10 protein-coding genes are annotated in these 13,701 nt (G+C 47.6%); 3 read left to right on the forward strand and 7 right to left on the reverse strand.

What is annotated here, in order from left to right:
* Window positions 1–784: 784 nt before the first annotated feature.
* From D0Y50_RS11765 to D0Y50_RS11780, 4 genes are all read right to left on the reverse strand, one after another.
* Window positions 785–3,190: an MMPL family transporter gene (locus D0Y50_RS11765; protein ID WP_117317120.1), complete on the reverse strand. Its 2,406-nt coding sequence runs from the start codon at window positions 3,188–3,190 to the stop codon at window positions 785–787.
* Window positions 3,180–4,088, reverse strand: coding sequence for an MlaA family lipoprotein (locus tag D0Y50_RS11770; protein ID WP_147318239.1), 909 nt, complete (start codon window positions 4,086–4,088; stop codon window positions 3,180–3,182). The genes D0Y50_RS11765 and D0Y50_RS11770 overlap by 11 nt, the downstream gene beginning before the upstream one ends.
* Window positions 4,089–5,139: 1,051 nt before the next feature.
* Window positions 5,140–5,388 carry a hypothetical protein gene (locus D0Y50_RS11775; RefSeq protein ID WP_108567100.1) on the reverse strand — a complete coding sequence of 83 codons (249 nt, stop codon included), beginning with the start codon at window positions 5,386–5,388 and terminating at the stop codon, window positions 5,140–5,142.
* 291 nt (window positions 5,389–5,679) lie between these two features.
* Window positions 5,680–6,294: a BON domain-containing protein gene (locus D0Y50_RS11780; protein WP_108567099.1), complete on the reverse strand. Its 615-nt coding sequence runs from the start codon at window positions 6,292–6,294 to the stop codon at window positions 5,680–5,682.
* 305 nt (window positions 6,295–6,599) lie between these two features.
* Here D0Y50_RS11780 and D0Y50_RS11785 point away from each other — a divergent pair, with 305 nt between their 5' ends.
* Window positions 6,600–7,643 carry an endonuclease/exonuclease/phosphatase family protein gene (locus D0Y50_RS11785; protein ID WP_117317123.1) on the forward strand — a complete coding sequence of 348 codons (1,044 nt, stop codon included), beginning with the start codon at window positions 6,600–6,602 and terminating at the stop codon, window positions 7,641–7,643.
* A gap of 30 nt (window positions 7,644–7,673) precedes the next feature.
* On the opposite strand, the gene D0Y50_RS11790 is transcribed toward D0Y50_RS11785, so the two are convergent.
* Window positions 7,674–8,063, reverse strand: a complete 390-nt coding sequence (locus tag D0Y50_RS11790) for a response regulator transcription factor (protein ID WP_108567097.1) — start codon at window positions 8,061–8,063, stop codon at window positions 7,674–7,676.
* A gap of 509 nt (window positions 8,064–8,572) precedes the next feature.
* The gene (locus D0Y50_RS11795) at window positions 8,573–9,118 is read right to left on the reverse strand and encodes a hypothetical protein (RefSeq protein ID WP_117317124.1); all 546 of its coding nucleotides are present in this window, start codon (window positions 9,116–9,118) and stop codon (window positions 8,573–8,575) included.
* Between the two features lie 340 nt (window positions 9,119–9,458).
* Here D0Y50_RS11795 and D0Y50_RS11800 point away from each other — a divergent pair, with 340 nt between their 5' ends.
* Together D0Y50_RS11800 and D0Y50_RS11805 are read left to right on the forward strand one after the other, a co-directional pair.
* Window positions 9,459–10,103: a DsbA family oxidoreductase gene (locus D0Y50_RS11800; RefSeq protein ID WP_117317126.1), complete on the forward strand. Its 645-nt coding sequence runs from the start codon at window positions 9,459–9,461 to the stop codon at window positions 10,101–10,103.
* Between the two features lie 807 nt (window positions 10,104–10,910).
* A complete protein-coding gene (locus D0Y50_RS11805) occupies window positions 10,911–11,909 on the forward strand; it encodes an NADP-dependent oxidoreductase (RefSeq protein ID WP_108567269.1) in 999 nt (332 codons plus the stop codon).
* Between the two features lie 171 nt (window positions 11,910–12,080).
* On the opposite strand, the gene D0Y50_RS11810 is transcribed toward D0Y50_RS11805, so the two are convergent.
* The gene (locus D0Y50_RS11810; protein ID WP_170145500.1) at window positions 12,081–13,700 is read right to left on the reverse strand and encodes a glycoside hydrolase family 43 protein; all 1,620 of its coding nucleotides are present in this window, start codon (window positions 13,698–13,700) and stop codon (window positions 12,081–12,083) included.
* Between the last annotated feature and the right edge of the window lies 1 nt (window position 13,701).

Raw genomic sequence — 13,701 nt, forward strand, 5'->3', positions numbered from 1 at the left:
ACTATGCGTGGGTGTCTTGGCGCAGACTTTCTATAGGGCATAGCTATGTTTAATTTGTATGGCTGGCCATTTAGGTCCCCTTGTATGGCTGTCCCCTATAAGTCTCCTTGCCTAGAGCCCTACATGGGTGTCTTGTCTGAAGCTTCGCTGTCCCGTATAGGCCTCCTTGTATGGGTGTCTTGCATAGAGTCCTAACGCAATATGGCTGTCTTGTATAGGCCTAGTTGTGGCAAAGGACTTAAATCAGCGGAAGCTCTGTAGCTGCATTAACTATGCGTGGGTGTCTTGCCTAGAGCCCCTGTAGCTGCACTAACTAGGCGTGGGTGTCTTGGCGCAGACTTTCTATAGGACATAGCTATGTTTAATTTGTATGGCTGGCCATTTAGGTCCCCTTGTATGGCTGTCCCCTATAAGTCTCCTTGCCTAGAGCCCTACATGGGTGTCTTGTCTGAAGCTTCGCTGCTACATGGGTGTCTTGTCTGAAGCTTATCGTTAGCTATTTCAAACTACATGGGTGTCTTGCCTCAGACTTTCTATAGGGCATAGCTATGTTTAATTTGTATGGCTGTCCATTTAGGTCCCCTTGTATGGCTGTCCCGTATAGACCATCTCATATAAACCTCTGCGTATAGATCTTTGTGTGGGTGTCTATCGAGAGGAAATACAGAGGAGGTTAAGCCTGAGACTAGTGTTTTGTATGTGAGATTAACAGGCCCCGAAATAAACAAAACGGCCTGGAGGCCGTTTTGTTTATCCATGCCGTTTATTTATACGGGTAGCTGGATCAGGCTTTGCGTGCTACAAATTTATTCAATAGCGCGGGCAGCAAGGTAATATCGGTAACCAAAGCCATGATCATGGCAGTCGCCGTTAATAACCCGAAATTAACGCTGGGTATAAAGTTTGAAAAGCCAAACAGAGAAAACCCTATTGCTATTATCGTAGTAGTGAACAAAATAGCTAAACCTGTATGCCCAAATGCGGCGTCGCTGGCGCGCTGTGCTGCTTGGCCGACGGTGCCCTCTTTCAGCCCTTTTAAATAGGCATGTAGGAAATGAATGGTATCGTCTACGGCTATACCCATTGCGATGGCGGCGATGGTGATCGTCATAATATCCAACGGAATACCTAACCAACCAATGACACCCAGAATACCTAATGTTGTCAGTACATTAGGCACCAAGGCAATCAGTGCCACTTTTACTGACCGAAATATTGCAAACAGCACCAGCCCCAATACAACATACACGATACCAAGGGTTTTAATTTGCGAGTCAAACAACCGACTTAATATATCCTGGTACAGAATAAATAATCCAGTAAGTGAGAACGACTCAGCAGGCACACCCACTGCACTAATATCGCTGCGCAAATCACGCAGAAACTCATCCCGCTGCAACCCTGCAGTAGTATCTTGAACTCGCACAGCGATACGAAGTTCATCATCCTCGGCAGAGAAATAGGAACCTATCAGCTGGTTAACTACTTTTTCATCCAATAAGCGATACACGGTGGTCAGTTCATATTCAGTTAGCGGCCTATTATCGTTGAGTTGCCGCGCCAGCTCGGTAAAATTAGCCACAGAAGTTACACTCCCGGTGGCTTCAAATGCCTTAACCGCGGCCTGCACCAATTGCAATTGGTTAACGTTGTCAGCGGTTAATACCAATTCGTTATTGGCGTCTGTCGCATCCGCTTTTAAAATAATATCCAGCGGTGTAGACCCCCCGAATTGTTTATCTATAAATGCCAGCTCCTGATATACCTGAGTGTCCTTAGCAAAATAATCAATAAAAGAATTTTCTACATTCAGCCGGCTGATGCCCAGCGCAAGGCCAATGAATAAGGTTAGCATAACAACTGAAACCGTCATCGGCCGGGCTAAATTCATTGCCTTAATGCGCTTATAAAAGTGAGTGATGAAGGCATATTCGGCGCTTTCGTTGCGCGCCTTTAGCAAGGATAAAACAGCAGGAAACAAAAGGAGGCTCACCAGCATGGTAATCAGCATGGCAATAAGCATCATGTAGCCAAACACCACCACCGGTTGCAGTCCGCTAAAGACAAGCGAGCCGAACCCTACCGAGGTAGTGAGCGTAGCAAAAAAGCATGGGGCAAGTTTTTCCTGTAAGGTCGCCACAATGCGCTCATGTTTGGTGTAATTAGTGTGCGTGCGGCTGATATCGCGGTAGGCACCAATAAGGTGAATCATCACTGCAAGGGTCAAAATAAGCTGCAATGCCACAAAGTTAGCCGATATTACCGTGGTTCGCAGGTCCAGGAAGCCAAATAACCCCATAGTAAGCACCACACTAATAGCACAAGCGGCCATGGGGAAGATGACCCAGCGTATGGTGCGATAAAGCAATAGCAAAAGTACTGCAATAGCGATAGCGATAGCACTACCAAAAGTTTGTAAATCTGCTTTGATAATATCAATTAAATGCTGGCCCACCACATAGGAACCGCCCAGATAGGTGCTTGCCCGCTCTTCCACCTGAGCAGTAATACTATGCAACTGCTCAATTTCCTGCTGCCGGGTTTCAGTAAGTTGTTGGCGTATCGGGTCAGCTTGCTGCTGTAATGTAGCCAACGTCTGTTCTTGTTCCTGCGATAACGAGGTGTCCAATAATGTCGTCTGAATCTCGGTAATTTTGCGCTCGAGGGCGGCTAACTGCGCGTTTTCCTCAAATACAATCTGTATAGCGGTGGCAGTGTTATCACGATTTACAAGTAAATCGGTAAAGATAGGATGGCCAGATATTAGTTGCTCCATCTGTTCTGGGGAATAACCTTGTTGCTGCCAGGTCAAAGAACTTACATCGGCCGAAGCGGTAAGTGCCGCGGTGTCCTGGATTAAAGGCACAGAAAGAATGGAGGTAACGGCTTTCACCCTGTCAAGTTTCTCAATAGCCGTAGACAAAGCCTGAATATCATCGAACGTCTGGCGGGAAAACAAGGCGTGATTACGCGGCTCGTAAGCCAGTAAAATAAATTCATCAGGCGAAAAAACCTGATTGGCCAACTGATTTTCAATAAATAACTTATTGTCTTTTACCAACAGCGTATCGGCTGATGCGTCAATTTTAAATTTGCCTAACTGACTGATAGCAAGTACCAGAAGTACAGCGAATACCGCGATAATTGCCCAGCGACTGCTGACAATAAATTGGGCAAGTTTATTCTTCATTTTGCTGCTCTTTGTAATAGAAATACTCGTCGCGGCGTTGCCCCTGTATATACTGATTACGGAAATACAGGTATGGGTCGTTAGCCTTATTATAAAGGCTTTGATAGGTCTCTGATTGATCAGAGAAGTCATCAAAACCGTCAAAAGCTCTGATCTGGTAAGACTGTGGTGTATCTATCAATTGATTTACCGGGTGAATGAAACCTTCTGAAACGGTCGAAAACGCTCCTCTTGAATCACTTGGACCTAATACCGGCAAAACCAGATAGGGCCCAGCGCCTACCTCATAATGAAACAAGGTATCGGCTATTGTTTGTTTGTGTGGCGCAATATCAAACCAGTGAGACGCCGGGTCAAATAAACCAAACAAGCCCACCGTTGAATTAATGAGAAACCGGCTTAAATTAGCTCCCGCCTCATCAAATTCACCTGTGGCAAGGTTATTTAGCAAATTGAGCGGCTCCCGAATGTTATCAAATGCATTACCGATTTTATCGCGAACAGTTGCCGGCACTAAATAATGATAGCCGTCAGAGGCCGGAATGAGCACGTAACTATAGAGGTAATGATTAAACGTGAACATGCTGCGGTTAAAGTCTTCCCAGGGGTCATTGTAGTAAACCTGTGATGAAGACTGCCCGGCCGGCGCCTGAGCATCGGTAATAGCCACCACCGTGGGTTCAACTTCGATGGTGCCCTGGCTGGTTTCGACTTTAACCTTTTTACCGCTATTGAGCTGCTCAACGGCATCGTTTGGTTCGGGGTTATCGGGGTTGGCGGGGGTACTTTGCCGGGTAGATGTATCTGTAGAGGGGGGCGCCTGAGTAGTGCTGGAACAGCCACCTAACACAAAAAGTGTCAGTACCAGTGTCAGTAAATGAGAAACCGATTTAACCACAAACAATCCATCCAGTTAGTTGTCTTTTACCTGCTGCACCACCATTATTTAATACAGTGCAACATCCTGATCTTTTTTATAAATTTCAATACGCTCACCATGGCTATATTGATCGCTTTAATCCGCGCCGTCGCGCCATTGGTGCTATTTTCCTCTACGGTGCAATAGAGCCCACTGAAAAATCCATGCGATCACCGTCCCCCTCAACCAGGACATGGCTGTCGCCTGCGCCAATAGGTGTCAGGGGATACGAAGGATAACCTATGGATAGCAAAGTGTGGCCGTATACCGACATTTAACCCATATTCACTGCACAACAAATTTAGGTTACTGCTTTGGCTCATTGTTCCTACTGACGATGGAGCCCGGCCTGACCACTTCGCCCCGCTCCACATACCAAATGCCAATACGTAGTAACACATGTGTATTGTCAGCTGCATGCAGATTACGCCATAAGCAATAGTGCGGCGATTAGGCGGTGACACTGCGGAAATAGTACGGGAGCTGGGTGCGTTAACAAATTATCCAGGTTCCTTCTTACCTTCTACGTTTGTCTGCGCTTTGAAATATGCTATAGGCGCTGTATTGCGCTAAAGGCTTTTTATCTCGCTGAAGGCACTTTATTTCGCTGAAGGCTCTTTATTTTGCTGAAGGCTCTCTATCTCGCTGAAGGCTCTTTATTCCGCTGAAGACTCTTTATCTCGCTGAAGGCTCTTTATTCCGCTAAAGGCTCTTTATCTCGCTGAAGGCACTGTATTGCGCTGAAGGCTCTCTATCTCGCTGAAGGCTCTTTGTGTCGTTAGAGGCGTGTTGCCAAGCGTCAGGCCTTCTAATATGGGTTCAAGCGATTGTATTGCAGGTTACCCTGCTTATAAAGCCGTCGCCAGCCGGTGACGGCGATTGAGTAATACATTTATTAAGGGGAGCCAAGCTACCTCAGGTTAAAGGCTTCCTAATAGCAAAAGCTATCTTAGGTTTAGAGACGTTAAGACTCATGGCATTGGCGATAGCAGACGGTATACTCCCGCCTTGGCCAACCAGCCGGTATGAGCTATTCACCCACTCGCTTCGCTATCCAACTCATACTTTGGGAAGTTTCAGGGTAAGAGACGGGCTCGGCGTTTTTCTTATCATCGTAACGATCAAACCAGTTGAACACAGGCTGGCTTTGCAGATACTGCTGGAAACGGTTTTCCGGTTTAGCATAGCGCTTAGTTTTTAACAGCTTCATTGAATATCCCTCAATATTATTTGATGCATTTCCATTGAATAAAAACAGCAGACTCGGGCTATTTTTCATTCCTGATACCTAAAGGTATTCAAGGATTGCACCAACTTCACATTACAAAATAGACAGGGCGCAAACCCATATCCAGCAAAGCCTACAGAAAAAGTTGCAGTTTTATGAAAAGCGCAACTTTAGCGGGGTTTATAACTTCTCCCCACTACCGGGAAATATTTACATGCCGATCTTACACAATTATGAAATGTCAGCAGCGGGCAGGCTTTTCACCGTCGTTTTTTTGCAAACAAAAAAAAGCGGCATCAAAGATGCCGCCTTATATTCCAGGGATACTCGATTAACGGGAAATTAATTCATCGCTGACTTTTGTTTAAGTTGAAGATTATCTTCAACATTCTTGACATCAGAAGCATTTTTAGCAATTTCTACCGCTAACTGACGTTCTGCATCCGTTTTAACCAAACCGGTTAACGTAACATTGCCTGCTTCAACATCCACATCAATGTCAAAACCGGAGATATCAGAGTCCATTAACAAGCGGGTTTTGATAACGGTAGCTATTTTAGCATCCGTTAACTCGCTGCCTGCATCGTTAGCTTTTTGCTCCATATCATCTTTCATATCGTGGTTTTCACCTTCAGCATACATGTCACTGTCGCTGACCACGGACAGTTTATTGTCAACCGAAGTTACGCCTTCAATATTTTCCACCAGCTCTTCAGCCAGCTTTTTATCAACCGTGTTTTTCACTTTACCGGTTAATACGACTTTGCCGTTTTTCACATCGGTATTAATATCAAACGAATTGAGATTGCCGTTAAACAATAAAGTTGCTTCTGCTTTGCCATCAATCCAGGCGTCTTTCGCCCCTTTTTCCCAGTTATTTTCTGACTGCATATCAGCGGCAGCTACGTTAGTGCTTACCATGCCAGCTACCAGTAAAGACAGTAGTGTACGTTTCATAATGAACTCTCCTTTGTCAATGTATACTCTGTTGATGCCAGCAATGTGCCAACCTGCTTAAATACATGCTATCTTATTGAATAATAAGTATAATAGGAAATTACAGCGCTAGCACTTATTAATTAGATTTTGCAAGGTTTACGTATGAATAACGTAATATTGTCTTAGTTTTGGCTGTCTTTCGTTGTATCTACTAAAGAAGGGTGAACCTAACCGGCGATGCCGCGTAACAATCCAAGTTACCCAAGGCATGTGCCTTAACTTATCGATCACCACGGCACGCGCGTTGGTATAGGAAGCACGACATGTTCGAAGTACTTTGTTTATTGAGTTTATTAATGGTGTTTACCACCATTGCTCCCCACTTACCTGGCGAGCACTGGCTTATCCGCGTATGGGAATTTCCCCGGGTACAGCAGATCGTTATTATGCTCTTCTGTATGGCTGGCTGGGGCGCCTATCTGTATATGATGGAAGTGCAGACCAGTGCCTATTTATTCATGGCCCTGTTAGCTGGCTGTATTGCCTACCAGATTGGCTGGATATTTCCCTACACGCCACTTGGCCCCCGCGAAGTGACCCGTATAAAACAGCCTCGCCAGGACCGCGTATTTAGCGTAATGACCAGCAATGTTTATATGCACAACGATAATTATCAGGGCTTAATTGAGCTGGTTGAGCAGCGCAAACCCGATATGCTGGTCACGCTGGAAAGTAACAAAGACTGGGAAGATGCCTTACAGCCAATACATGATGATTATCCCTATCGCCTTGCGTGCCCGCTGGAGAATCTTTACGGCATGCATTTGTATAGCCGCTTGCCATTCAAAGAAGAAGCGGTACGTTATATAGTCGAAGACGATGTGCCTTCAATGCAGGTCACTATCGAAATAGATGGGGAGCCGGTTGTTGTGTATTTGTTGCATCCTAAACCGCCTAGTCCCACTGAAAACGAGACAGCGGGCCCCCGTGACCAGGAACTGACCATTGTGGGTCAGGAAATTGTGGAAGAAGCCCGGCCGGTAATTATCGCCGGCGATCTAAACGATGTCGCCTGGTCGCCCACTACCAGGAAATTCAGGAAGTTAAGTCACGCCAGAGATCCACGCCGGGGCCGCGGTTTCTTTAATACTTTTCATGCCAAACATAAACTTATCCGCTGGCCGCTGGACCATGTGTTTCACTCTGATCATTTTGACTTAGTGGAAATAAAAAGATTGCCAGGCTATGGTTCTGACCATTTTCCACTTTACACCGCTTTGCAGCTAACCCGTAAATGCGAACCCTGTGAATCGTCTTCAGCCCCACAAACCAGTAAAACAGCCAGCCCGGAAGTTCACCAGCAGTAACCTCTTATCAAGCTCCCCGGTTTTGCGCTGTCAGGCGCTGACCGGGAAGCTGGCACTGGTCGCCAAAGCCTGACAGCGCGCAATAATATCTTTTATGTCTGAAACATCCGGTGCAATATCGTCCCCCGGGTGGTGCGGTAAGGTTGCCACACCCTTCTCAGTGGCACTGATAAAAAGTACCGGCGGGCTGGGTTGTTGTTGCTTTATTTGCGCACATAACTGTGTGCCTTCCACATCGGGCAGCGCCACATCCAGTAACACTACATCATACTCTTTTTCTAGATGCAGCTTTTGTGCGGCTCGCCCACTGGCGGCAAAGTCGACTTGCCAGCCTAACCCTGTCATCACCCGGGTGATAGAACTCGCCGTGACCGGATCGTTTTCTACTACCAAAATGTGTAATACCTGTTTACCGAGCATGTGTTCCCGCTCCTTTCGTTATAGTCATATAGCTGTTTCGCTAAGCGAGTGACATGCTGATGGGGACTCGCTCTGCGCACAACACTATATGATTGCAGCCCAGAGCCCCACTTCCTATTTTGTAGAGCTAAGTACAAGATACGCCAGAATACGCAATAGTGTACATAACGTTGATTAGGCAATTTGTGTGCCCTACAGTACCACCACCGGTTATAAAAACGCACTCAAAATGTAAATATTTGTACCGCAAACATTTTTTATTGGGAAAAAGAATTCAGTAAGGATGATGCAGGGAGGGTGTTAGCTTCCATATCAAGGCAACACCCCAAATGTGAGCATTGGCTGCGCAGGATTTAACGCAGCACGCAAAGCAGGCTACAGGATTACGAGCCTGTATCATCGCTACCCGTAGGTCCCCGAGGTTGGCCCTGACGCAGCAATAGCAGCTAACTTATTTTAAAGCAGGCGTGGTGGCTATTAGGTTTGGTCGATACAAGCCGGTGCAGTGCTCAACGGCGGTAACGGCTAATATACTGGCTTATGTCTGCACAGGCTTTATCCCGGCTGATAAAATGAGCCAACGCCAATAAGCGGTCATCTCGGGGCCATACTGCCTGGTTAAGCATCTCGATATCCGATTCAGTCAGCTGCGCGGTATCCAGCAACAAGGCAATGGCTTTTTTATTAGGTTTAATTAAGGTGGACTCTACACTGGTTACCAGTGAAGGGGGCAATTGAAAAAATTCACGCTTATACGGGTCGCGTACCACATACAGCATATCCTGGTCTACCAGAACGGCCGGCCAGCCCTCGGCAATCCTGCTTTGCGCAAACATCGCCACCGTAAACACAATAAGCATTGCAACGGTGGTTAAAATAAACGTAGTACTTAACCCGGGCGCCAGGAAAACCAGCAGGCCAACCACCGCGACAAACGCCAACCAGGCACCAAACACCCGTCGCATTGCTTTGGGACTGATACCAGAGAATACTCTGGCCCGTCGAATATGGGGTTTATCTAACTTGACCAGACTAAAATGCGTAGAAGATTCCAATACTGCTTTTCCTGTTGCTGACCCTATGGTTTATCGTTGTTAGCGTAATACGTTAAGCCATAGAGCATCGAGAGAGCGTCATCGCCTGCGTCACGCGGGCCAGCCCTACCATAGGCGGCTATGTTCACATAAATATCAATACCATAGCTAGTATAAAAGGATCAGTTACCTGACTACTACCCCCGGCCGGTAGATTAACCATAAATAAACGGCATTTTGGCCCGTCCCGCTGGTTGCGTATAGCCAAGTCATCCGCATATCTAAGTAACGCACATAAGCAACTTTCTGCGTCTGGCTTCGTTAAACATACCGGCCAGACCAACCATTGTTAAGGTAATTTATGACTGATATTACTATCGATCTGGTTTCTGATGTCGCCTGCCCCTGGTGTGCCATCGGCTATGGCAGATTACAACAGGCGTTAGAACAACTTCCTGAAGTTAGTACCACCCTCACCTGGCGCGCATTTGAGCTTAATCCTGATCCTGACGCCACACCAGAACCTATCGTACCCGCATTGTGTCGCAAATACGGGGCGACAGAAGAGCAAATAAATGACTCTCAACGCCAAATGATGACGATTGCTAGCGAGTTAGGATTGCATTTTGACAAAATGGAAAGCCGTTACACGGCCAATACCTTCGATGCTCACCGTTTGGTAAAATGGGCTGCGACGCACAATAGTCAGACGCCAATGAAACTCGCTTTATTTGATGCTTATTTTGGTGACGCGAAACCGGTAGGCGAGCACAGCGTATTGCTTGACTGTGTTAAAGCTGCCGGGTTAGATACCGAGCAAGCGAAACAGGTGCTGGATTCTGATCAGTTTGGCGATGATGTGCGTCGAGAAGAGCAGCAATACCAGCAAGCTGGGGTAAGTTCTGTGCCCGCCTTTATAATCAACAACAAATACCTGATTTCCGGTGCCCAGGAACCTGATGAATTAGCGCAGGCTATTCGCCAGATAGCCTCGGAAAATCCCTAGTCAACAAGGCTGCGCCATGGGTAAAAATGAAACGGCCACCCTTCATACCTGTGGCATGCGGTGCTTGGATGGCTATTAAGCAGGCTGGGTACCTAATAAAGTAGGTAGGTTAGATGTTGCGTAAGCAAGAAAGCAACACGGCCTCACCGCCTGGGGTAGTTAGGTACGTCGTTTCCCGCGCTGGCAAGATTCTGGGTTAACGCCCCGAAACTGAGGGCTATGCGGAGCCTATCGCCTGGCGCTTCGCCAGGTAAGGCTTGCTTCAGGTCCAGGAAGGCAAGCAAAAGAAGGGAAAGTGATCAGGTACTTACCCTGTGTCTTTCAGTTACCCATTTCACCCACGCAGTATTTGCTGGGCTATTTTACAAAAGGTTTGCAGGGTAAATGTACCCGCGGCTTACCGATATATCTTCTGGGCTATTTACCTCTGGGCTGTTTACCCCTGAGCTGTTTACCCCTGAGCTATTTACCCCCTGAGCTATTTTATAACGTAAGTTCATAAAGCGAGTTGGCAAAGTGAGGTTGTAAAGCAAATTCGGGGGGCAAGCCTTCAGGGACTAACGCGTCACGGCTTTACAGTAAGGTTCAGGTTTCACGCGGCCCAGGCTGAATATGCCTGTCGTCAATCTATGTATTACCCGCCCCCGTTTAGTCTCCCCATCTACCGTCGAGCATACCTTATTCACCGCTGGCCGTAGTGGTCTGCTATTCATCGGTTTTGCCGCGCTTATTTGTGGTTATCCATTGATTTTGGTCTGCTGCGCCGCCACTGCCGTAAGAATGGCAATTCAACCCATGGAGACAATTATGGCGAAAAATACAGAAATTCTACTTAAGCAGCGTCCTGAAGACGGCAAAATCGGCGAGCATTTATTTGAAGTTGTTGAACGTGATGTTCCACAGCCCGGCGACAATGAGATTCTGGTAAAGCAGACGCATATGTCACTTGACCCAGCCATGCTTGGCTGGATGACCGCTGACGAAGAAAGCTATATTCCCCCCGTTGAACTTGGTGATGTCATGCGTTCAAGCGGCGTAGGTAAGGTCATTACTTCTAATCATCCTGATTTTGCCGAAGGCGATTTGGTGATGGGAATGATGGGTTGGCGTGAATATCTGGTGAGCGACGGACAAGGCCTGAATAAAGTTCAGGATGGGATAGATGAAGAAACGGCATTATGCGTATTCGGTTTACCCGGCTTAACGGCCACCCAGGGATTGATGAACATTGGCAAACCACAGTCCGGTGAGACTTTGGTGGTTACCGGGGCTGCCGGTTCAGTAGGCTCAATTGTAGGTCAAATTGCTAAAGCTGACGGGCTAAGGGTTATCGGGGTAGTAGGCAGTGATGAAAAAGCCGACTGGATCACTAACGAGCTGGGCTTTGATGGGGCTATCAACTATAAAAAAGATGATTTGGCGCAAAAACTCGAAAGCCTCACACCGGACCGGGTGAATATTTATTTTGAAAATACCGGCGGCGAAATTCAAAAGCATGTGGTGAACCGTATGGCAGAGCATGGCCGGGTAGTGGTATGTGGCATGATAGCCGATTATCAGGCTGATGAACCATCACCGGGTCCCAATTGGTTGCCGCTTATTAAGAAACGGGTCATGATTCAGGGCTTTGCGATGCCGGATCATTTGCATAAGGCCAGTGAGCTGGTAGGCCAGCTTGCCCCCTACGTGCAAAAAGGTCAGATACAATACCGCTCTCATGTTATTGAGGGGCTGACCAGTGCAATGGAAGGGCTTAACCTGTTATTTGAAGGTAAAAACAAAGGCAAGTTACTGGTTAAATTATAAGTGTATTCACGTGCATGGGGCGCCCGCCCCGTGCACGTAATCCGATAGCCTACACCCATCTACCTGCGTCACCCGTTAACTGTATTACGCCCCTGGGCAACGCGGTGTACAAAATGAATATCCACGCGGCCCCTTAGGTTGGCGCAAGCGGCTGTTCGCCTGCTGGCTGGTTTAATCATCAGACACAGTCGCTGATTCTTGGTCCTTAGTGTAAGTAAACTTGCTATATATAGCGGGGGTGGGTAGCGAATGAGGGCTTACGGTATATAATCCGATATACGTTCCGGTAAATCCGCCTACGGTTTCTGAGCTTATGTAACGGGCGCTTACCGTCTCAAGTTTTTGATACTGATTATCCTCAATAACCCCAAACTCATAATGGTCCCGACGCCCTTTAATTACTAAGTTCGTGGTATCGCCAGCTAGCGGGACGGCTTTACTGCGATGTTCAACCTCACCAAAGCGTAAAATTGCCTGCGCGTTAATTTCACCTGCAACATTGACCAACATGATATCAAAGTGCGCACCGTTGTTTAGCAAGGTTAATCCTGCTTGTTCGTGCGCGGCAGGTGTGAATGTTAAGGTGGCAGTAGCGGTAAAATAAGGGTCGGTTACCCGCTGCCCTATAAAGGTTGGCTGTGAGCCTGGATTTTCCAGTACACCTGCGGTAGCGTTTAGCGTGAGGGTGCCTGCTTGTTCGTCCAGCCTGTAGCGTTCCGGGGCCGGGTATTGAACATAATTCCATGCTAAACCCAGCGGCGCGGTAAAATCGGTACTGCGCGCGGCGGTCGCTATGGGCTTTAAGGGTAACGTAGCCGTCTGCATAGTGGGCGTTACGGTGCCGTTACCGTTAATCTGCGGCCAGCCAAACGCTGGCCAGCTAACGGGCGCCAGCATTGTTTCTCGTCCCAGGGTATGATGTACCCCACCCTCTATTACCGTACGATAGCCATGAAACAATAACCACCAGCGTCCGGTATGATCTTCTACCAAATCGCCATGCCCAACCCCCTGAATAGGGTTTTGCTGACCCGCTCGGTTCACATGGGTTAAAATCGGATTAGCCGGATTACTGTAATATGGCCCGCTTATCTTGTGGCTTCGGGCGATGGTAACAGAATGGGCTTCCTCTGTGCCTCCTTCAGCCGCCAGCAAATAATACCAACCATCTTTTTTGTATAGATGGGGCGCTTCTGCATAACGCCCACCGGTGGTGGCCCACACCGGCCCACTGCGGCTGATAATCTCACCGGTTTGGGGATTTATCTGCGCCAGCTCAAAGTCAGAACCGATGCTATAAACCTTGCCATCGTCATCAAAAAACAAATCCGGATCGATGCCTGGCAGATCTATCCAGACCGCATCGGACCACGGCCCCGCCGGGTTTTGTGCGTGCATAATAACGTTACCACCACGATTTATGTTAGTGGTGATAAGGTAAAACGTGCCATCGTGAAAACGTAAAGTCGGCGCATAAATATCGACACCTTCAGGCAACTGTTCCGGCCGCTCCACCACATGACCTATTTGCTGCCAGTTAACCAGATCCCGGCTATGAAATATGGGTAACGCTGGAAAATATTCAAAGGTACTGGTTGTCAGGTAATAATCATCCCCCACCCGCACCACGCTCGGATCTGAATAAAAACCGGGAATGATTGGGTTGGTATAGGTTACTGGTTGGGCCGTGTCGCGGGCAGCGGTAAACGGGTTAATAGCCTGCGCGTGCGCCAGGCCAGGGGCAGCCAGCAACCCCACGACCACCATTAATATGCAAAGTCCGCTCATCATA

The sequence above is a fragment of the Salinimonas sediminis genome (assembly GCF_003429285.1).
GTDB lineage: Bacteria > Pseudomonadota > Gammaproteobacteria > Enterobacterales > Alteromonadaceae > Alteromonas > Alteromonas indica.

Bases quoted from the DNA above. Each gene is read 5' to 3' on its own strand.
- D0Y50_RS11765 (WP_117317120.1), bottom strand. From the start codon at position 3,190: ATGAAGAATAAACTTGCCCAATTTATTGTCAGCAGTCGCTGGGCAATT.
- D0Y50_RS11775 (WP_108567100.1), bottom strand. From the start codon at position 5,388: ATGAAAAATAGCCCGAGTCTGCTGTTTTTATTCAATGGAAATGCATCA.
- D0Y50_RS11780 (WP_108567099.1), bottom strand. From the start codon at position 6,294: ATGAAACGTACACTACTGTCTTTACTGGTAGCTGGCATGGTAAGCACT.
- D0Y50_RS11785 (WP_117317123.1), top strand. From the start codon at position 6,600: ATGTTCGAAGTACTTTGTTTATTGAGTTTATTAATGGTGTTTACCACC.
- D0Y50_RS11790 (WP_108567097.1), bottom strand. From the start codon at position 8,063: ATGCTCGGTAAACAGGTATTACACATTTTGGTAGTAGAAAACGATCCG.
- D0Y50_RS11800 (WP_117317126.1), top strand. From the start codon at position 9,459: ATGACTGATATTACTATCGATCTGGTTTCTGATGTCGCCTGCCCCTGG.
- D0Y50_RS11805 (WP_108567269.1), top strand. From the start codon at position 10,911: ATGGCGAAAAATACAGAAATTCTACTTAAGCAGCGTCCTGAAGACGGC.
- D0Y50_RS11810 (WP_170145500.1), bottom strand. From the start codon at position 13,700: ATGATGAGCGGACTTTGCATATTAATGGTGGTCGTGGGGTTGCTGGCT.